Source organism: Variovorax boronicumulans (assembly GCF_009811375.1).
Taxonomy (GTDB): Bacteria; Pseudomonadota; Gammaproteobacteria; order Burkholderiales; family Burkholderiaceae_C; genus Variovorax; species Variovorax boronicumulans.
Window position 1 is genome coordinate 4,224,233 of the sequence record NZ_BKDH01000001.1, and the last position, 17,921, is coordinate 4,242,153.

Sequence of the window (17,921 nt, forward strand, 5' to 3'; positions counted from 1 at the left end):
GTGCGGGACTTCAGCTCAGTTCAGCTTGCCGTGGCACGCCTTGTACTTCTTGCCGCTGCCGCAGGGACAGGGGTCGTTGCGGCCGACGCGCGCAAACGCCGCGGCTTCGGCGCTCAGCGCGCCGGTGCCAACAGCCGCCAGGCGGCGCTGGTTCTCTTCGTCGACGCGCACCTCGACCTCGCCGGTCTCGGTGGGCGCGGTGTAGGTGATGTTCGAGACGTTTTCGCCGCGGCTTTCCATTTCCTCGGCCGCCTGCTCGAGCTGTTCGCCCGACTGCACGCGCACCGTCATGAGCTGGCGCGTGACCTCGTTCTTGACCGAGTCGAGCAGCTGGCCGAAGAGCTCGAAGGCTTCGCGCTTGTATTCCTGCTTGGGCTGCTTCTGTGCATAGCCGCGCAGGTGGATGCCCTGGCGCAGGTAGTCGAGCGAGGCCAGGTGTTCGCGCCAGTGGGTGTCGATGCTCTGCAGCAGCACCATGCGTTCGAACTGGGTGAAGTTCTCCTGGCCGATCAGCGTGACCTTGGCGTCGAAGCTCTCGTTGGCATAGGCCACGATCTTCTCGACCACTTCCTCGTCGGAGATGGCATCGGCGGCCTCGACCTGCTGCTTGAGCGGCATGTCGATGCCCCACTCGCTGAACAGGCTCTTCTCGAGGGCGTCGAGGTCCCATTGCTCTTCGACCGATTCGCGCGGCACGTACTGGCGCGCGAGGTCGGTGAAGCAGCCTTCGCGCAGCGCGGCGATCTGCGCCGTGAGGTCGGCCGCGTCGAGGATGTCGTTGCGCTGCTGGTAGATCACCTTGCGCTGGTCGTTCGACACGTCGTCGTATTCGAGCAGCTGCTTGCGGATGTCGAAGTTGCGCGCCTCGACCTTGCGCTGCGCGCTCTCGATGCTGCGCGTGACGATGCCGGCCTCGATGGCTTCGCCGTCGGGCATCTTCAGGCGGTCCATGATCGCCTTCACGCGGTCGCCCGCGAAGATGCGCATGAGCGGGTCGTCCAGGCTCAGGTAGAAGCGCGAGGAGCCCGGGTCGCCCTGGCGGCCCGAACGGCCGCGCAGCTGGTTGTCGATGCGGCGCGATTCGTGGCGTTCGGTGGCGATGATGCGCAGGCCGCCCAGCGACTTCACGAATTCGTGGTCCTTGGTCCACTCGGCGCGCACGTGGGCGATGTCGGCCTGCTTGGTGGCTTCGTCGCGGCCTTCGTCGGCCTCGATCGCCTCGATCATCTTCTCGATGTTGCCGCCCAGCACGATGTCGGTACCGCGGCCGGCCATGTTGGTCGCGATGGTGATCATCTTCGTGCGACCGGCCTGCGCGACGATGTCGGCTTCGCGGGCGTGCTGCTTGGCGTTGAGCACCTGGTGCGGCAGGCCTGCCTTCTCGAGCAGGGCATCGATGATTTCCGAGTTCTCGATGGACGAGGTGCCCACCAGCACCGGCTGGCCGCGCTCATAGCACTCGCGGATGTCCTGGATCGCCGCTTCGTATTTCTCGCGCGTGGTCTTGTAGACGCGGTCGAGCTGGTCGTCGCGCTTGCTGATGCGGTTCGGCGGAATGATCGTGGTCTCGAGACCGTAGATTTCCTGGAACTCGTAGGCCTCGGTGTCGGCCGTGCCGGTCATGCCGGCCAGCTTGCCGTACAGGCGGAAGTAGTTCTGGAAGGTGATCGAGGCCAGGGTCTGGTTCTCGGCCTGGATCTCGACGCCTTCCTTGGCTTCCACGGCCTGGTGCAGGCCGTCGCTCCAGCGGCGGCCGCTCATGAGGCGGCCGGTGAATTCGTCGACGATGACCACTTCGCCCTGCTGCACCACGTAGTGCTGGTCGCGGTGGTACAGGTGGCGGGCACGCAGCGCGGCATTCAGGTGATGCATCAGCGTGATGTTGGCCGGGTCGTACAGCGACGCGCCTTCGGGGATCAGCTTGAGCTCGCCCAGGATGCGCTCGGCGTTCTCGTGGCCGTCTTCGGTCAGGAACACCTGGTGGGTCTTCTCGTCGACCGTGAAGTCGCCGGGCACCGTGACGCCCTCGCCCGTGCGCGGATCGGCTTCGCCTTCCTGCTTCTTGAGCAGCGGCACCACCTTGTTGATCGCCAGGTACAGGTCGGTGTGGTCTTCGGCCTGGCCGCTGATGATCAGCGGCGTGCGGGCCTCGTCGATCAGGATGGAGTCCACCTCGTCGACGATCGCGAAGTTCAGGCCGCGCTGCACCCGGTCGCCAGGCTCGTAGACCATGTTGTCGCGCAGGTAGTCGAAGCCGTACTCGTTGTTCGTGCCGTACGTGATGTCGCTGCTGTAGGCGGCCTGCTTCTCTTCGCGTGGCATCTGCGGCAGGTTGATGCCGACCGACAGGCCCAGGAAGTTGTACAGGCGGCCCATCCAGGTCGCGTCGCGGTTGGCCAGGTAGTCGTTCACCGTGACCACGTGCACGCCCTTGCCGGACAGCGCGTTCAGGTACACGGGCAGCGTGGCGGTCAGCGTCTTGCCTTCGCCGGTGCGCATTTCGGAGATCTTGCCGTTGTGCAGTGCCATGCCGCCGAGCAGCTGGACGTCGAAGTGGCGCATCTTCATGACGCGCTTGGAGCCTTCGCGCACGGTGGCGAAGGCTTCGGGCAACAGGTCGTCGAGCGACTCGCCCTTGGCGATGCGGTCCTTGAATTCCTGCGTCTTGGCGCGCAGCGCGTCGTCGCTGAGCTTTTCGAATTCGGGTTCGAGCGCATTGATGCGCGTCACCGTCTTGCGATACTGCTTGAGGAGCCGGTCGTTGCGACTGCCGAAGATCTGGGTCAGGAAGTTGGTTGCCATGGGCGTGGAGAGGGGCGGGCACCTGACACGACAGGCACTGCGACCGGATTCCCTAAGATATGGTGAAAGCAGTTGGGCGCACCTTCTTCGAATGCAAGCTTCGCAAGTCTCGAAGTCGGATGGCCCCGTTCCGGAACAAACGCCGACGCACGCGTCGGCAAACCGGGCATTTTAGCTGTCTTGTTTCTAACCCCTGGATTACCCATGTATCGCCGACTGCCCCCCGCCATTTCACTGCACGATGCTGCGGCAGGCGCCCCCACCCTGGGGAGCCTGATGGCGCGCGCGCGGGACACGGCCGAGCGGCTGAAGGCCATCGAAGGGTTGATTCCACCGGCCATGCGCGCGGCCATCCAGCCGGGGCCGGCCGAGGGCGACGTGTGGTGCCTGCTGGTCAAGGGCAGCGCCGCGGCCGCCAAGCTGCGGCAGCTGTCGCCGATGCTGGTCACGCGGCTGAAGAACCGGGGCTGGGACGTCGCGACGATCCGCATCAAGGTGCACACGGGGCGCTGAGCCCCGGGGTCGCGCACCGCCTCAGGCGGCCACGGCGCGGTCGGGCCAGCTTGGGTCGCTCGATGCGTCGGAGGTCAGCACCATCACGACATGCGCATCGGCCGCGATGGTCTCGGCCTCGCGCAGTTGCCGCACGGCCCCCAGGCCCGCCGCTGCCGCGAGTTCGGCGCTCACGCCGGCCGCGGTGAGCAGCCGCCGCGCCGCGCGGGCTTCGTCGTCGCCCACCACCACGGCACCGCCGCCGCTGGCCGTGGCGGCCTGCCATTGCAGGTAAGTGACCGTCGCGCCCGCACTCGACAGCTGCGCCGTGCGACCGGGGTAGCTGCCGTTGAGCGCCCCGCCGCCGAGCACGCGCGACAGCCGCGGGAAGGGCTCGACCAGCCACATCCGCGGCAGGCGCGCGATGCGCCCCGCCGCCAGCAGCTCGCGAAAACCGGCGTAGATGCCCCACGCCATGTCGCCGCGGCCGGTCGGCACCACGACGTGGTCGGGCAGGCCGCCGTCCTTCAGGCACTCTTCGGCGATGGCCTTGTAGCCCTCCACGCCCAAGGGCGCGCTGCCCAGCGCGGGCAGGCGGTAGTTGGAGAGCGCGAAATACCCCGGGTACTGCGAGCGCTCGCGCACGAAGCCCCAGCGGCCGGTGTTGTCGGCGAACACATAGCGCCGCGCGCCCAGCGCGTCGAGCTGGCGGGCATAGGTGGCGGGCATCGCCTCGTAGGAGGCCACCTCGCAACCGAGCCCCGCGGCCCAGGCGTAGTGCGCCGCCGACACCGCCGTGTTGCCCGACGAGGCGAGCACCAGCGTGTGGGCCCCGGCGTCCAGCGCCTGCGCCACGCCCATCGCGGTCAGCCGGTCCTTGGGTGAGCCGGTGGGGTTGCGCGATTCGTCCTTGATGCTCAGGCGCGCGATGTCGAACTGCCGCGCGAGCTCGGGCATGTCGTGCAGCGGCGTGTTGCCCTCGCCGAGCGAAAAACCCTGCACGTACGGCATCGGCACCACGTCCGGGCCCCCGGGCCGGTAGCTCGCGCGCAGCCCGACGTGAAAGCCGGCCTGCCGGCAGGCCGGGCAGCCGTCGTTGGCGAGCGTGACCGGGTACAGCGCGTCGCAGCGCAGGCACTGCAGCCCCTGCAGGCGCGGATTGCGCTGCGGCGTGAACGAGCGGCCGAGCACCCCGGCCGGCCGGCCCGGCAGGAAGGTCTGCGCGGGGCTCTCCGGCGGCGCGGTGAACTTGAAGTCCAGAACGGGCGATGGGGTCACGGATCGTTGACTCGTTAATAAATGTGACGGAATCTTATTCAAAATCAACGAAATCCACGATACGGGAGTTCATCCCATTGCAGCGGATTTCAGTTTTCCTTCACTTATTTCCAGCTGAATTCGTGGTTCAGCCCGATCACCACGCCGCGCACGCCCTGCGGCCCGGTGCGCGAGGTGCTGATGTCGACGCTGATCAGCGGCGTCAGGCTGAAACGGCCGCCCACGCGCGAGGTCCACAGGCCCCCGGCCCGGTTGCGCTCGGCGATCAGCGACACGGCATCGTTCAGCGCCCACTCCACGGCCAGGCCGCCGCGCGGCGTGCGCACGCCGGTGCCCAGCGCCCAGTCGGCGCCCAGGTTGGCGTGAATCTGCAGGCTCCCGGTGGGTCGCCAGGTGAGCGGCACCACCAGCTGGCCGCCCCAGCGACCGCCGCGCCGCAGATCGGCCACCGCGCCCATCGACACGGCGGCGCTGAAAGGCGCGTCGGCGGCCGCGCCGGCAAAGGTCCACTTGAGTTGCGGGCCGCCCGTGACCGAATGCACGCCCTGCGCCGAGAGCCGGTCGAAGTTCAGCCCCAGCTCGACCGGCCCGACCCGGCAGGCCGGCCCGACATGGAAACCCGTCGTGACCGGCCCGGCGCCGCTGCGGCCCCACCAGGTCTCGTACTGGCACTGGCCGGGATCGAGCGTGCCGGCGTCGTCGACATCGAAGTGGCCGGCGGCCTGCGCGCCCAGGCCCGGCAACGCCGCGACTGCGGCAACGAGCAGGCGTGCGGTGCGCGTGTTGTTGTTCTTCATTTCGTGCTTCCCTCGGAGAGCCCTGCCTCATTCTAGGAAGCCGGAAAGTCCGCGCCATGACGCGGCAACGCCATCCCCCACCCTTCAGAGTTCGAACTGCGGCTGCAGCTCGCGGATGCGCTTGATCGCCACGCCGGCCGCTGCCGTGCGCGTCTCCACGCCCAGCTTCACGTACACGCGCTCCAGGTGTTTCTTGGCGGTAGCGGGACTGCTGCCGAGGATCTCGCCGATGTCCTTGTTGGTCTTGCCCTTGACCACCCAGTACAGCACCTCGGCCTCGCGCGCCGTGAGCTTCAGGCTCAGGCTCATGGCCTCGATCACGGCGGTGTCGGACACCTCGCGCATGACGATCATCCATTCGTCGCCGGCATCGTCCTCGCCGGTCTGGCGGTGCAGCCGCAGGCTCAGGCTGCGCGCGCCCTGCGTGATGACCAAGGCCGGCGGCTCGATGCCGCGCGCGCGGGCTTCGGGCGCGTGCTGGCGCAGCCAGCCGAGCACGGCCGGCGGCGTCTCGGGCGCCTGCGTCTCGCAGTAGCGCGCCAGCAGCTCGCGCGCCAGCGCCGTCTGCCAGATCAGCCGCCCCTCGGGCAGCCGCACCGTGATGCTCGCGTAGCCGAAGGCGTCGAGCGCGTTGCGTGCCTGCCCGGCCTGGTGCGCCTCCTGCCGCGCGCGGCGGGCGCCCTGCAGGTGCACATTCATGCGCGCCAGCACCTCCTTCGGCTTGATCGGCTTGGTGACGTAGTCGACCCCGCCCGCCTCGAGCGCGGCCACGAGGTGCTCGGTTTCAGTGAGGCCCGTCATGAACACGATGGGGATGTGCGCGGTGGCCGCATCGGCCTTGAGCCGGCGCGCCACCTCGAAGCCGTCGATGCCCGGCATCATCGCGTCGAGCAGCACGATGTCGGGGCGCGCCTGCGCGGCGCGCTGCAGCGCCTGCTCGCCGTTGGTGGCGATCAGCACGGTGTAGCCCGATTCGTCGAGCGCGTCGTGCAGCACGGCGAGGTTGTCGGGCACGTCGTCGACGATCAGCACCAGGTCGCCGTGGGCGCCCTGCTGCTCGCGCAGCGTGCGGGCGAGCGGTGAAGCGGGCATGGTCGGTGGAGACAACAAGGTCATGCGGCGCCCTCGGCGGCTTCGGCCAGCGCGCGGCCCATGGCTTCGAACTGGAACTGGCGGGCCAGCGCGCGCTGGGCCTCGGTCCACGCGGCGCACTCGGGCTGCGCGGCGTCGATGTCGTCGAGCTGGTTCATGATGCCCCGGAAGTAGCCCAGGCCCACGGCCTCGTCGAGCGCACGCAGGCGCGCCAGCGACGGCGGCTGCATCGCGCGCGGCGCGGCCGCGGCGGGCGCGGGCCGCGCGGCGGTGTCGGTCCACTGCAAGGCGAGCCGGCGCTCCAGCCAGTCGAGCAGTTCGGTGTGGCGCACGGGCTTGACGAAGAAATCTTCGGGCGCAATGCCCACGTCGTTGTCCAGGCCCTTGTCGAAGGCGTTGGCCGAGACGATGGCCACCGATGCCTCGGCCAGCCCCAGCTTGCGTGCGCGGCGGATGGTTTCCCAGCCGTCGATGCCGGGCATCGCGAGGTCGACAAACATGGCGTCGGGCCGGTAGCCGGCGGCGATGAGGTCCAGCGCGTCGTGCCCGCTGGCCGCGCTGCGCAGCTCGAAGCCCAGCGGCGCGAGCACATGGCCCAGCAGCTCGCGGTCGGCCTCCTCGTTGTCGACCACCAGCAGGCGCCGGCGCGCGCCCTCGTAGCCGCGCCGCGCGCGCGGCGCCGGTGCAATGCGCGCAGCACCCGCCACCGCCTCGTGCACGCGCGGCAGGAACAGCCGCACGCAGAACAGCGAGCCTTCGCCCGGCGTGCTGCGCACCTTCATCTCGCCGCCCATCAGGTCGGTCAGCATCTTCGCGATGGTCAGGCCCAGGCCCGCGCCCGGCGCCGACGACACCGCCGCGTGGCCGCGCGCGAAGGGCTCGAAGATGCGCTCGATGTCGGCCGCCGTCATGCCCGGCCCGGTGTCCTCGATCTCGATGGCGGCGAACTCGCGCGCGTACGAAATGCGCAAGGTCACCTGCCCCGCCGCCGTGAACTTGATCGCGTTGCCCAGCAGGTTGATGAGGATCTGGCTCACGCGCTTCTCGTCGGCGCGCACCACGTCGGGCAGCGTGCCTGCCGCCTCGAAGCGAAAGCGCAGGCCCTTCTCGGCCGCCTGCAGCTCGAACATGTCGGCCAGCTCGCGCATCGCATCGGCAAAGCGCATCGGCCGGGCGTCGAGCGTGAGCTTGCCGGCCTCGATGTGGGCGATGGCCAGCGTGCCCTCGATGAGCGACAGCAGGTGCTCGCCGCCGCGCTTGATGACGGCCACCGCCTGCTGGCGGTGCGGCGGCACCGAGTGGTCTTCGCCCATGAGCTGCGCGTAGCCCAGGATGCTGTTGAGCGGCGTGCGCAGCTCGTGGCTGATGGCGCTGATGTAGCGGCTCTTGGCCTGGTTCGCGAGGTCCGCCGCGCTCCGCGCCTGGTCGGCCGCGAGCTTGGCGTGCTCGGCGATTTCGCGGGCTTCTTCGGCGCTCTGCTTGGCGTCCTGCAGTGCGCGGTCGGTCTCGCGGTGCAGGGCAATCTCGCGCACCAGCAGGTGGGTCTGCCGGTTCGATTCTTCCTGCGCCACCTTGCGGCTCTGATGCGCCAGCACCAGCCACCACGCGACGATGCCCGCGATGACCAGCAGCGCCATGTAGGCCTTGAGAAAACCCGAGCGCAGCGACGCCTGCTGCACCGCGACCAGCGCCCCGCCCACGTCGGCCTGCGCCGCCAGCGCGAGCGCGCCTTCGCTCAGGGCCCGCAGCTCCTGCTGGTAGAGCACGCCGAACACCACCGCCAGCAGCGGCACGATGACCAGCATCAGCAGCAGGAAGTGCCCGAGCCCCGTGTCCAGGTAACGCCAGCTGCGGCGCGGCAACAGCCAGCGCAGCACGGCCGACCACTGCGCCGACAGGCTCGCGTGCGGCTTGCACAGGTCGCCGCAGCGCGCGTCGAGCGTGCAGCACAGCGAGCAGATCGCGCCCTGGTAGGCCGGGCAGTGCGCCATGTCGGGGCCTTCGTACTCGCGTTCGCAGATCACGCAGTGCTGCACCTTCAGGCGCTGGTAGCTGCCGCCTTCGTCCGGCGACGGCTCGACCCGCGCCCAGCGCACCTTGCGCCCGCCCGCCGCCGGCGCGAACAGCACGGAGCCGCCCGCGTCGGACGTGCGCGCGAGGTAGTACTTGCCGCCCGTGACCCACGCCAGCAGCGGCGACGCGACCAGCGCCGTGCCCAACGCGATCAGCGCCGAGAAGGCCTGCGCCAGCGGCCCGAACACGCCCAGGTGCGCCGTGATCGACAGCACCGACGCCAGCGCCATCGCGCCCACGCCCACCGGATTGATGTCCCACAGGTGCGCGCGCTTGAACTCGATGCCCGGCGGCGACAGCCCCAGCGGCTTGTTGACGACCAGGTCGGCCACCACGGCCATCATCCAGGCGATGGCGATGTTGGCGAACAGGCCGAGCACGTCGCCCAGCGCCTCGAACACGTTCATCTCCATCAGCATGAAGGCGATGAGCGCGTTGAACACCACCCACACCACGCGCCCCGGGTGGCTGTGCGCCACGCGTGAGAAGAAATTGCTCCAGGCCAGCGAGCCGGCGTAGGCGTTCGTCACGTTGATCTTCAGCTGCGAGACCACCACGAACAGCGCCGTCGCCGCCACTGCCCAGCCGTAGTTCGGAAACACGTACTCGTAGGCCGCCAGGTACATCTGGTTCGGATCGACCGCACGCTCGACCGGCACCATGTGCGTGATCGCCAGGTAGGCCAGCGCCGCCCCGCCCAGCATCTTGACCACGCCCAGCACCACCCAGCCCGGCCCGCCCGCCAGCACCCCGGCCCACCAGCGGCGCGCCGTGCCCGCGGTGCGCGCGGGCATGAAGCGCAGGTAGTCGGCCTGCTCGCCCATCTGCGTGATGAGCGCGATGCCGACCGTCAGCGCGGCACCGAACAGGTGCAGATTGAATCCTTTTGCGCCCGACTTCGCCCCGCCGTAGTGCGTGATGCCCGCGAACGCACCAGGATCGCGCACCAGCACGAAGACAAAGGGCACCACCAGCATCAGCAGCCACAGCGGCTGCGTCCACAGCTGCAGCCGGCTGATCACCGACACCCCGTGCGTGACCAGCGGAATCACCACCAGCGCGCACACCAGGTAGCCCCACACCGGCGGAATGCCCAGCGCCAGCTCGAGCGCATAGGCCATCACGGCCGCCTCCAGCGCGAAGAAGATGAAGGTGAAGCTCGCGTAGATCAGCGAGGTGAGCGTGGAGCCGATGTAGCCGAAGCCCGCGCCGCGCGTGAGCAAATCCATGTCGACGCCGTAGCGCGCCGCGTACACGCTGATCGGCAGCCCCGCCAGGAAGATGATGAGCCCGGTGACGAGGATCGCCCAGAAGGCGTTGGCGAAGCCGTACTGCACCAGCAGCGTGGCGCCGACCGCCTCCAGCACCAGGAACGAGGCTGCCCCGAAGGCCGTGTTGGCCACCCGCCATTCGGACCATTTGCGAAAGCGCTGCGGCGTGTAGCGCAGCGCGTAGTCCTCGAGCGTTTCGCTCGCGACCCAGCTGTTGTAGTCGCGCCGTACCTTGACGATGCGCTGGGGAGCGTCGTCGGTCAGGAGAGGTGGGTCGGCGGAATTCACACCGTTTCGGTGCAGCTTCCGTGCCACCGGGTACGGCATTTGGCGAACAGGGCACGACTGTTGCAAAGAGACCGGCTTGCCCATAATCACCGACCGCCACCCGACCCCACCCCCGCCATGGAACTGACCCCGCGCGAAAAAGACAAGCTGCTGATCTTCACGGCCGCGCTGCTGGCCGAACGCCGCAAGGCGCGCGGGCTCAAGCTCAACTACCCGGAAGCCGTCGCGCTGATCACCGCCGCCGTGATGGAAGGTGCCCGCGACGGCAAGAGCGTCGCCGAGTTGATGAGCGAAGGCCGCAGCGTGCTCACCCGCGCCGACGTGATGGACGGCATCGCCGAGATGATTCCCGACATCCAGGTCGAGGCCAGTTTTCCCGACGGCACCAAGCTCGTGACCGTTCACCAGCCAATCGTCTGAACCTCCGCCACAAGAAGAAAGATCCCTCCATGCGCTTCGCAAAGACTTCTGCCCTGCTCGTCACCCTCCTGCTGCCGCTGGCCGCCAGCGCCCACACCGGCGTCGACGGCGGCGTGCACCACGGCTTCACCGCCGGTTTCATGCACCCGCTGACCGGCGCCGACCACCTCGCGGCGATGGTCGCGGTGGGCCTGTGGAGCGCGCTGGTCGCGCGCCGCGCCTGGCCCGACCTGCTGTGGGCGCCGCTGGCCTTCGCGGGCATGCTGCTCGCGGGCGCGCTGGCCGGCCTGGCCGGCGTGCAGCTGCCGGCGGTGGAACCGATGATCGCCGCCTCGCTGCTGGTGCTGGGCCTCTTGGTCGCCACGCGCGTGCACCTGCCGGCCGGCGTCGCCATGGCCGTCGTGGGCCTGTTCGCCGTCTTCCACGGCGTGGCGCACGGCCACGAGCTGGCGGGCGAGCACGGCGCGGCCCTCACGCTGGCCGGCATGGTCAGCGCCACGCTGCTGCTGCACGCGGCCGGCATCGCGCTGGGCTGGGCGCTGCGCCATGCCAACGCCTGGCTGCCCCGCGTGGCCGGCGCCGCCGTTGTCGGCCTCGGCGCCACGCTGCTGGCCCAGGCGATCTGAGGCGGCCATGACGCCCGGCGAACTCCTCACCGACGACGGCGAGCACACGCTCAACCCCGGCCGCCGCGCCCTCACGCTGGTCGTGCGCAACACGGCCGACCGGCCGATCCAGGTCGGCTCGCACTACCACTTTGCCGAGACCAACGGCGCCCTCGATTTCGACCGCGCCGCCGCGCGCGGCATGCGGCTGAACATCGCCTCGGGCGCCGCGGTGCGCTTCGAGCCCGGCCAGCAGCGCACCGTCGAGCTGGTCGACTTCTCGGGCGATCGCATCGTCTACGGCTTTCGCGGCCTGGTTCAAGGAAAGCTCTAAAACATGGCCACCATCGGGCGACGCGCCTACGCAGAAATCTTCGGCCCCACCGTGGGCGACCGGGTCCGCCTTGCGGACACCGACCTGCTGATCGAAGTCGAAGCCGACTACACGCTGCGCGCCGGCGGCTACGGCGAAGAGGTGAAGTTCGGCGGCGGCAAGACGATCCGCGACGGCATGGCGCAGTCGCAGCGCACGCGCGCACAGGGCGCCGTCGACACGGTGATGACCAACGCGTTGATCCTCGACCACTGGGGCATCGTGAAAGCCGACATCGGCCTGAAGGACGGTCGCATCGCCGCCATCGGCAAGGCCGGCAATCCCGACGTGCAACCGGGCGTGGACATCGTCATCGGCCCGGGCACCGAGATCATCAGCTGCGAGGGCACCATCGTCACCGCGGGCGGCATCGACAGCCACATCCACTTCATCTGCCCGCAGCAGATCGAGGAGGCGCTGGCCTCGGGCGTGACGACCATGCTCGGCGGCGGCACCGGCCCGGCCACCGGCACCTTCGCGACCACCGCCACGCCCGGCCCGTGGCACATCGAACGCATGCTGCAGGCGGCCGACGCATTCCCGATGAACCTGGGCTTCCTCGGCAAGGGCAACGCCAGCCTGCCCGATGCGCTGCACGAGCAGATCGAGGCCGGCGTCATGGGCCTGAAGCTGCACGAAGACTGGGGCACCACGCCCGCGGCCATCAGCAACTGCCTGGACGTGGCCGACGCCACCGACACGCAGGTGGCGATCCACAGCGACACGCTGAACGAATCGGGCTTCGTCGAGAACACCATCGCCGCCGTGGGCGGGCGCGCCATCTGCGCCTTCCACACCGAGGGCGCGGGCGGCGGCCATGCGCCCGACATCCTGCGCGTGGTGGGCGAGGCGAACTTCCTGCCCTCCTCGACCAACCCGACGATGCCCTACACCGTGAACACGCTCGACGAGCACGTCGACATGCTCATGGTGTGCCACCACCTGGACGCCGGCATCGCCGAGGACCTGGCCTTTGCCGAATCGCGCATCCGCAAGGAAACCATCGCCGCCGAAGACGTGCTGCACGACCTGGGCGCGATCAGCATGTTCAGCTCCGACAGCCAGGCCATGGGCCGCGTCGGCGAGGTGGTCATCCGCACCTGGCAGACCGCGCACAAGATGAAGCAGCAGCGCGGCACGCTGCCCGAGGACAGCGAGCGCAACGACAACTTCCGCGCGCGGCGCTACGTGGCCAAGTACACGATCAACCCGGCCCTCGCGCACGGCATCGCGCACGAGGTGGGCTCCATCGAGGTCGGCAAGTGGGCCGACCTCGTGGTCTGGAAGCCGGCCTTCTTCGGCGTGAAGCCCTTCACCATCATCAAGGGCGGCACCATCGCGATGGCCGCCATGGGCGACCCCAGCGCGTCGATTCCCACGCCGCAGCCGGTGCACTTCCGGCCGATGTTCGGCGCCTACGGCGGCTCGCTGGCGAAGAGCTCGCTGACCTTCGTCTCGCAGGCCGGGCTGGCCGCGGGCATCAAGGAGCGCTACGGCCTGAGCAAGCACCTGAGCGCCGTGAAGAACATCCGCAACGTGCGCAAGCAGGACCTGATCCACAACGGCTACACGCCGAAGATGGAGATCGACGCGCAGACCTACGCCGTGCGCGCCGATGGCCACCTGCTGACCTGCGAGCCGGCCAAGGTGCTGCCGATGGCGCAGCGCTACTTCCTGTTCTGACGACTTACACCGCCGGATGCCGGCGGTGCCAGTCGGTCGCCCGCTGGAACGCCCAGCCCGCGCGCACCAGCAGGTCTTCGCCGAAGTGCGGCGCCACGAACTGGAAGGCCACCGGCACGCCCGCCTCGGTGGCGCCGCCCGGCAAGGTGAGCGTGGGACTGCCCGTGAGGTCGAACGGGCAGGTGTAGCGCAGCATGCCCGCCAGCAGCTCCGGGTCCACGCCGAGCTGGCCGGCGCGCTCAAGCGTCGGCGCCGCGAAGGGAATGGCCGGGATCAGCAGCAGGTCGACCTCTTCGAAGAACGTGCGCACGCGACCCGTGAAATCGGCGCGGCGCAGCAGCAGCTTCTGATAGTCGGTGGCGCTTTGCGACAGGCCCAGGTCGATCAGCCCCGAGAGGCCCGGACCGTACTCGTCGCGCCGCGCTGGGTACGTCGCCTCGTGCGCCACGGCGGTCTCGACCGCGCACAGCGGCGACCAGTCGAGCACGGCCTGCGCCGTGTCGGGAAACACCACCTCGCGCACCGAGGCGCCCAGCGATTCGACCGTGCGGATCGCAGCCGCGAGCGTGGCGCGCGTGGGTGCGTCCACGCGGTCCAGTGTCCACGCAGGGTCGATGCCCACGCGCAGGCCGGCCAGGCCGCGCGTCATCGTCGCCAGGTAGTCGGGCACCGGCAGCGTGCTGGCCGTCGGGTCGCGCGGGTCGGCGCCCGCGATGGCCGCCAGCATCGCACCCGCATCGGCCGCGCTGCGCGTCATCGGGCCGATGTGGTCGAGCGAGGCGGCGAGTTCGAAGGCGCCGTGGCGGCTCACTCGCCCCCACGTCGGCTTGAGGCCGGTGATGCCGTTGGCCGCCGACGGAAAGCGGATCGATCCGCCCGTGTCGGTGCCCAGCGCGCCGAAGCACAGCCCCGCCGCCGTGGCCACGCCCGAGCCGCTGGACGACACGCCGGGCCACAGCGTGGCGTCCCACGGATTGACCGGCGACGCGATCTGCGGATGGTGATCGGCAAAGGCGCCTTCGGTCTGCTGCAGCTTGCCCAGGATCACCGCGCCGGCTTCGCGCAGGCGGTGCACCACCGTCGCGTCCTCGGTCGGACGGAAGGCTTTGTGGATCGTCATGCCGTGCGCGCTCGGCACGCCCTCGGTCCACAGAAGATCTTTCACGGCCAGCGGCACGCCGTGCAGCGGCCCGCGCGCGCGGCCGGCGGCGATCTCGGTGTCCGCGCGGCGCGCCTCGTCGAGCGCCTGCGCGTCCATGCGCGTCGCGTAGCTGCGCAGTCGGCCGTCGACGGCCTCGATGCGCGCGAGCATGGCGCGCGTGACCTCTTCCGACGAGCGCTCGCGCGACTGGATCTGCCGGCCGACCTCCAGCAGTTCGAGATGATGCAATTCCTTGTCCGCCATGACTGACTCCCGCGTGTGTAGGGTTGAGAAAGAAGGTCCGAATCCAAGTGGCGACACTGCCACCCCGGGCGAACCTTATCGGCGCGGGGCGGCCCGCGCTGGTCTCTTCCGGACATGCACTTGTGCTGGGGCGGACACCCCGCGCGCGGCGCTCAGCGCGGCTTCAGCAGCGTGTGCGGCGCACAGCCGTAGGCCTTGCGGAAGACCCGGCTGAAATGCGACAGGTCGGAAAACCCGTGCTGGAACGCGACGTCGGTCACGCTGTGCGCGCGCCCGCCCACCAGCGCCTCGCGGCTGGCCGCCAGGCGCGCCTGCCAGACCGCGCCCATCGCCGTGGCGCCCTGGCGCGCGAACGCCCGCGCCACGGTGCGCGCCGAGACGTGGTGCGCCTGCGCCAGCGCCTCGAGCGAGAGCGCCGGGTCGTCCAAGTGGCGTTCGATGTAAGCCGTCATGCGTGCGTGCAGGCCATGCTCGGCGCTGGCGTCACCAGTCCCGTCCTGCTGGAGTTCGAGCGTCACGGCCAGCAGATCGATGAGCGCGCCGCCGAAGCGCTCGGCGGCGACGGAATGCGGCTGCGCAAAGGCCGGGTTCGCCGTCTCCCGAAGCATCGCGTGCAGCGGCGCCGCGCCGGGGCGGTCCGCGGCGATGGTGCGGGCGGTGAAGTCTTCGGCCTTCGCGAAGCGCCGCAGCAGCAGCCGGCGCGGCATGCGCGCCAGGTAGACCGAGCGCGCGTCCAGCGTGCATTCGAACGGCCGGCCGGCGTCGTAGAGAACCATGTCGCCACTGCGCAGCCGCCCCTGCCGCCCGCCTTGCACCAAGGTGCCCTCGCCCTCCTGCACGAACGCCAGCCACAGGTCGTCCAGTGGGTGCCGGCGCAGGTGGGGCGCGTCGCGCGACCAGTGATGCATCGGCGCCGACATGCGGTTGACGCTGACCGCGCCCACCTCGCGCACGTCGAGCCGCCCTTCGAACGGCTCGGCCGTCATCGCACGGCTGGCCGCGGGAATGCAGTGGCGGCACACGACGTCGTGCCAGTAGTCGAAACGCAGCGGGGTGGCAACGTCGGTCGTCAGGTAGGCCAGGCTGTTCATGACGCGGATGCTGGGGCGGATGGGGCGCGCAGGCAAGCCCTGCGCGGGGCCCGGTACTTGCTACAGGAGGAGGAACCCTTGTTGCACCGTGCCCATGCCTGCGTCTTCACTCACCCGCGCCGCGCGCGCCGCTTCAGTCGTTCCGTGGTGCCAGGTGCTCACGAATCCACTGGGCGAGCGCGTCTTCGTCCAGCCCGCCTTCGGCGAGCTTCAGCGTGATGAGCACGCAGTCATGGTCGGACGCCACCAATTCGAAGCCGTTGAGGTCGAGAAACACTTCCATCGCGACGAAAGCGGTTCGCTTGTTGCCGTCGGTGAAGGGGTGGTTGCGCGCAATGCCGAAGGCATAGGCGGCGGCCAGCGTGGCCGCATCGGGCGATTCGTACAGCGCGCGGTTCTGCGGCCGGCCCATGGCCGAGGCCAGAAGGCCCTCGTCGCGGACGCCTGCGGGCCCGCCGTGCTCGGCCAGCTGCTCTTCATGCACCGCATGGATCAACTGCAGGCTGAGCCAGACCCAGGCCTGGTTGGCCGCGCTCATTTCGCCAGTTCGCGCAGCACGTTGCGCCGCTTCTTCATGACGCGCCGCGCCGCCTCCATCTGGCGTTCGAAAGCGTCGTCGTACGGCGTGAGCGTGAAGCCGCCACCCGCGGCCTGCGTGAGGTAGACCGTGTCGCCCTTGCCGACCTTCATGCTGGCCAGCACCTCCTTGGGCAGGATGACACCGACCGAGTTGCCGATCTGGGTCAGTTTGAGTGCGGACATGGCGGACTCCCACGAGCAAAAGTTATAACAAGCGTTATATTATTCTGCCTCATCTGGAGTCGCAACCCGCCATGCTCACCGCCAACAAACTCATGCCCCAGGGCCGCGGTCTCGCGCCCGTGCTGCTCAAGCGTGCCGCCACCATCGAACTCGATTGGGACGTGCGCCAGAAAAGCCGTTTCGACGCCACCGACTCGCAGGGCCGGCAGATCGGCATCTTCCTGCCGCGCGGCACCGCGGTGCGCGGCGGCGATGTGCTGGTCGCGGAAGACGGCTCGCTGGTGCGCGTGATCGCGGCGCCGCAGCCGGTGCTGCGCATCACGCACTGCACCGCCCACGGCACGCCCTTCGACCTGACGCGCGCGGCCTACCACCTGGGCAACCGGCATGTGCCGATCGAGCTCAAGCCCGACCACCTGAAGATCGAACCCGACCACGTGCTGGCCGACATGCTGCGTTCGATGCACCTGATCGTCGTGGCCGTCGAAGAAGCCTTCGAGCCCGAAGGCGGCGCGTATGGGGCGCAAGGACATTCGCATGGCGGCCACAGTCATGACCACGACCATGGCCATGACCACGGACATTCCCACGGCAAGAGCGGCCCGAAGCCCCTCGTGCTCGCCCCCGAACTGCTCGACGACGATCACGGCCACTCACACTGAAATGACCCACCGCCCTTCCCGTGCGCAGGACACTGGGTGCTTCCCGCAGCGAAATCAAGGAGGAGGGCGAAGCCCGGGGGACATTCGCGGAGGGAAGTACCCGGTGGCCTGCGCACGCGCCCTGAACAGCGGCGCGCGCCAATAAACAGATGCCAACCCCGCACAGCCTCCTCCAGCTCATCTGGCTAGCCTCCCCCGCCCTGCCGGTCGGCGGCTTCTCGTACTCCGAAGGCGTCGAGGCCGCGGTCGAATGGGCCGGCATCCATTCCGAAGCCAGCGCCACCGAGTGGCTCTCCGACCAGCTGCACCTGAGCTTCGCGCGCGGCGACCTCGCCCTGGCCGCCCAGGCGATCACCGCCTGGCGCGCAAACGACGCGCAACGCATCCGCACCCTCAACGACTGGGTGCTGCACACCCGCGAATCCGCTGAGTTCTTCCTGCAAACCGAGCAGATGGGCCGCTCCTTCGTCGAGTGGCTCAAGCTGCACCATGCCGACACGGCCGAGGTCTTCGCCGGCCTGCCCGCGACCTACCCCGTGGCCTTCGCGTTCGCCGCCAGCCGCACCGAAGCCACCGTGCAGGACGGCTGCTTGGCCTTCGCCTTCGGCTGGGCCGAGAACATGGTGGCCGCCGCCGTCAAGGCCGTGCCGCTGGGCCAGAGCGCGGGCCAGCGCATCCTGGCGCGGCTCGCGAACGAAATTCCTGCGGCCGTCGACCGAGCGATGACCCTGGGCGACGACGAGCGCCAGGCCTTCGCGCCCCTGCTGGCGGTGTTGTCGGCCCGCCATGAAACACAATATTCCCGCCTCTTCCGAAGCTGACCGAAC

16 protein-coding genes are annotated in these 17,921 nt (G+C 69.5%); 7 read left to right on the forward strand and 9 right to left on the reverse strand.

All coding sequences use genetic code 11. The annotated features are described in order from the left end of the window. Window positions 1-15 precede the first annotated feature (15 nt). On the reverse strand, window positions 16-2,802 hold the full coding sequence (secA, locus tag VHAB30_RS19510; protein ID WP_159278191.1) for a preprotein translocase subunit SecA: 2,787 nt from the start codon (window positions 2,800-2,802) through the stop codon (window positions 16-18). Window positions 2,803-3,006: 204 nt separating this feature from the next. Here secA and VHAB30_RS19515 point away from each other — a divergent pair, with 204 nt between their 5' ends. After that, on the forward strand, window positions 3,007-3,315 hold the full coding sequence (locus tag VHAB30_RS19515; RefSeq protein ID WP_062474543.1) for a DciA family protein: 309 nt from the start codon (window positions 3,007-3,009) through the stop codon (window positions 3,313-3,315). A 21-nt stretch (window positions 3,316-3,336) separates the two neighbouring features. Here VHAB30_RS19515 and VHAB30_RS19520 read toward each other — a convergent pair whose 3' ends face one another. The 4 genes from VHAB30_RS19520 to VHAB30_RS19535 form a co-directional block, all read right to left on the reverse strand. Continuing rightward, a complete protein-coding gene (locus VHAB30_RS19520; RefSeq protein ID WP_095949380.1) occupies window positions 3,337-4,572 on the reverse strand; it encodes a pyridoxal-phosphate dependent enzyme in 1,236 nt (411 codons plus the stop codon). Window positions 4,573-4,676: 104 nt separating this feature from the next. Continuing rightward, a complete protein-coding gene (locus tag VHAB30_RS19525) occupies window positions 4,677-5,369 on the reverse strand; it encodes a hypothetical protein (RefSeq protein ID WP_235926773.1) in 693 nt (230 codons plus the stop codon). An 84-nt stretch (window positions 5,370-5,453) separates the two neighbouring features. Beyond that, on the reverse strand, window positions 5,454-6,461 hold the full coding sequence (locus VHAB30_RS19530; RefSeq protein ID WP_159278387.1) for a response regulator transcription factor: 1,008 nt from the start codon (window positions 6,459-6,461) through the stop codon (window positions 5,454-5,456). Between the two features lie 20 nt (window positions 6,462-6,481). Beyond that, window positions 6,482-10,132 (reverse strand): hybrid sensor histidine kinase/response regulator, encoded by a 3,651-nt coding sequence (locus VHAB30_RS19535; protein ID WP_235926775.1) that lies wholly within the window; start codon window positions 10,130-10,132, stop codon window positions 6,482-6,484. A 78-nt stretch (window positions 10,133-10,210) separates the two neighbouring features. Between VHAB30_RS19535 and VHAB30_RS19540 the strand changes: the two genes are divergently transcribed. The 4 genes from VHAB30_RS19540 to ureC are packed head-to-tail and all read left to right on the forward strand — an operon-like array spanning window position 10,211 to window position 13,174. Next, window positions 10,211-10,513 carry an urease subunit gamma gene (locus VHAB30_RS19540; RefSeq protein WP_062474548.1) on the forward strand — a complete coding sequence of 101 codons (303 nt, stop codon included), beginning with the start codon at window positions 10,211-10,213 and terminating at the stop codon, window positions 10,511-10,513. A 29-nt stretch (window positions 10,514-10,542) separates the two neighbouring features. After that, a complete protein-coding gene (locus VHAB30_RS19545) occupies window positions 10,543-11,139 on the forward strand; it encodes a HupE/UreJ family protein (protein ID WP_159278192.1) in 597 nt (198 codons plus the stop codon). A 7-nt stretch (window positions 11,140-11,146) separates the two neighbouring features. Continuing rightward, window positions 11,147-11,452, forward strand: coding sequence for an urease subunit beta (locus tag VHAB30_RS19550; protein ID WP_070063624.1), 306 nt, complete (start codon window positions 11,147-11,149; stop codon window positions 11,450-11,452). Window positions 11,453-11,455: 3 nt separating this feature from the next. Continuing rightward, a complete protein-coding gene (gene ureC, locus VHAB30_RS19555) occupies window positions 11,456-13,174 on the forward strand; it encodes an urease subunit alpha (protein ID WP_159278193.1) in 1,719 nt (572 codons plus the stop codon). A gap of 4 nt (window positions 13,175-13,178) precedes the next feature. Here the strand turns inward: ureC and VHAB30_RS19560 are convergent, their stop codons facing one another. From VHAB30_RS19560 to VHAB30_RS19575, 4 genes are all read right to left on the reverse strand, one after another. Beyond that, window positions 13,179-14,579, reverse strand: coding sequence for an amidase (locus VHAB30_RS19560; RefSeq protein ID WP_159278194.1), 1,401 nt, complete (start codon window positions 14,577-14,579; stop codon window positions 13,179-13,181). Window positions 14,580-14,731: 152 nt separating this feature from the next. Beyond that, window positions 14,732-15,670 carry an AraC-like ligand-binding domain-containing protein gene (locus VHAB30_RS19565; RefSeq protein ID WP_159278195.1) on the reverse strand — a complete coding sequence of 313 codons (939 nt, stop codon included), beginning with the start codon at window positions 15,668-15,670 and terminating at the stop codon, window positions 14,732-14,734. Between the two features lie 133 nt (window positions 15,671-15,803). Further along, on the reverse strand, window positions 15,804-16,208 hold the full coding sequence (locus VHAB30_RS19570; RefSeq protein WP_095743902.1) for a type II toxin-antitoxin system death-on-curing family toxin: 405 nt from the start codon (window positions 16,206-16,208) through the stop codon (window positions 15,804-15,806). Beyond that, on the reverse strand, window positions 16,205-16,432 hold the full coding sequence (locus VHAB30_RS19575; protein ID WP_095743901.1) for an AbrB/MazE/SpoVT family DNA-binding domain-containing protein: 228 nt from the start codon (window positions 16,430-16,432) through the stop codon (window positions 16,205-16,207). Before VHAB30_RS19575 ends, VHAB30_RS19570 begins: the two co-directional genes overlap by 4 nt. Window positions 16,433-16,503: 71 nt before the next feature. On the opposite strand from VHAB30_RS19575, the gene ureE reads away from it, so the two are divergent. Both ureE and VHAB30_RS19585 read left to right on the forward strand, forming a co-directional pair. After that, window positions 16,504-17,094 (forward strand): urease accessory protein UreE, encoded by a 591-nt coding sequence (ureE, locus tag VHAB30_RS19580; RefSeq protein WP_159278196.1) that lies wholly within the window; start codon window positions 16,504-16,506, stop codon window positions 17,092-17,094. A 149-nt stretch (window positions 17,095-17,243) separates the two neighbouring features. Beyond that, window positions 17,244-17,915 carry an urease accessory protein UreF gene (locus VHAB30_RS19585; RefSeq protein ID WP_159278197.1) on the forward strand — a complete coding sequence of 224 codons (672 nt, stop codon included), beginning with the start codon at window positions 17,244-17,246 and terminating at the stop codon, window positions 17,913-17,915. Window positions 17,916-17,921 lie beyond the last annotated feature (6 nt).

Coding starts and splice junctions, on each gene's coding strand:
- secA (WP_159278191.1), bottom strand. CDS start 2,802: ATGGCAACCAACTTCCTGACCCAGATCTTCGGCAGTCGCAACGACCGG.
- VHAB30_RS19515 (WP_062474543.1), top strand. CDS start 3,007: ATGTATCGCCGACTGCCCCCCGCCATTTCACTGCACGATGCTGCGGCA.
- VHAB30_RS19525 (WP_235926773.1), bottom strand. CDS start 5,369: ATGAAGAACAACAACACGCGCACCGCACGCCTGCTCGTTGCCGCAGTC.
- VHAB30_RS19530 (WP_159278387.1), bottom strand. CDS start 6,461: ATGCCCGCTTCACCGCTCGCCCGCACGCTGCGCGAGCAGCAGGGCGCC.
- VHAB30_RS19535 (WP_235926775.1), bottom strand. CDS start 10,132: ATGCCGTACCCGGTGGCACGGAAGCTGCACCGAAACGGTGTGAATTCC.
- VHAB30_RS19540 (WP_062474548.1), top strand. CDS start 10,211: ATGGAACTGACCCCGCGCGAAAAAGACAAGCTGCTGATCTTCACGGCC.
- VHAB30_RS19545 (WP_159278192.1), top strand. CDS start 10,543: ATGCGCTTCGCAAAGACTTCTGCCCTGCTCGTCACCCTCCTGCTGCCG.
- VHAB30_RS19550 (WP_070063624.1), top strand. CDS start 11,147: ATGACGCCCGGCGAACTCCTCACCGACGACGGCGAGCACACGCTCAAC.
- ureC (WP_159278193.1), top strand. CDS start 11,456: ATGGCCACCATCGGGCGACGCGCCTACGCAGAAATCTTCGGCCCCACC.
- VHAB30_RS19560 (WP_159278194.1), bottom strand. CDS start 14,579: ATGGCGGACAAGGAATTGCATCATCTCGAACTGCTGGAGGTCGGCCGG.
- VHAB30_RS19565 (WP_159278195.1), bottom strand. CDS start 15,670: ATGAACAGCCTGGCCTACCTGACGACCGACGTTGCCACCCCGCTGCGT.
- VHAB30_RS19570 (WP_095743902.1), bottom strand. CDS start 16,208: ATGAGCGCGGCCAACCAGGCCTGGGTCTGGCTCAGCCTGCAGTTGATC.
- VHAB30_RS19575 (WP_095743901.1), bottom strand. CDS start 16,432: ATGTCCGCACTCAAACTGACCCAGATCGGCAACTCGGTCGGTGTCATC.
- ureE (WP_159278196.1), top strand. CDS start 16,504: ATGCTCACCGCCAACAAACTCATGCCCCAGGGCCGCGGTCTCGCGCCC.
- VHAB30_RS19585 (WP_159278197.1), top strand. CDS start 17,244: ATGCCAACCCCGCACAGCCTCCTCCAGCTCATCTGGCTAGCCTCCCCC.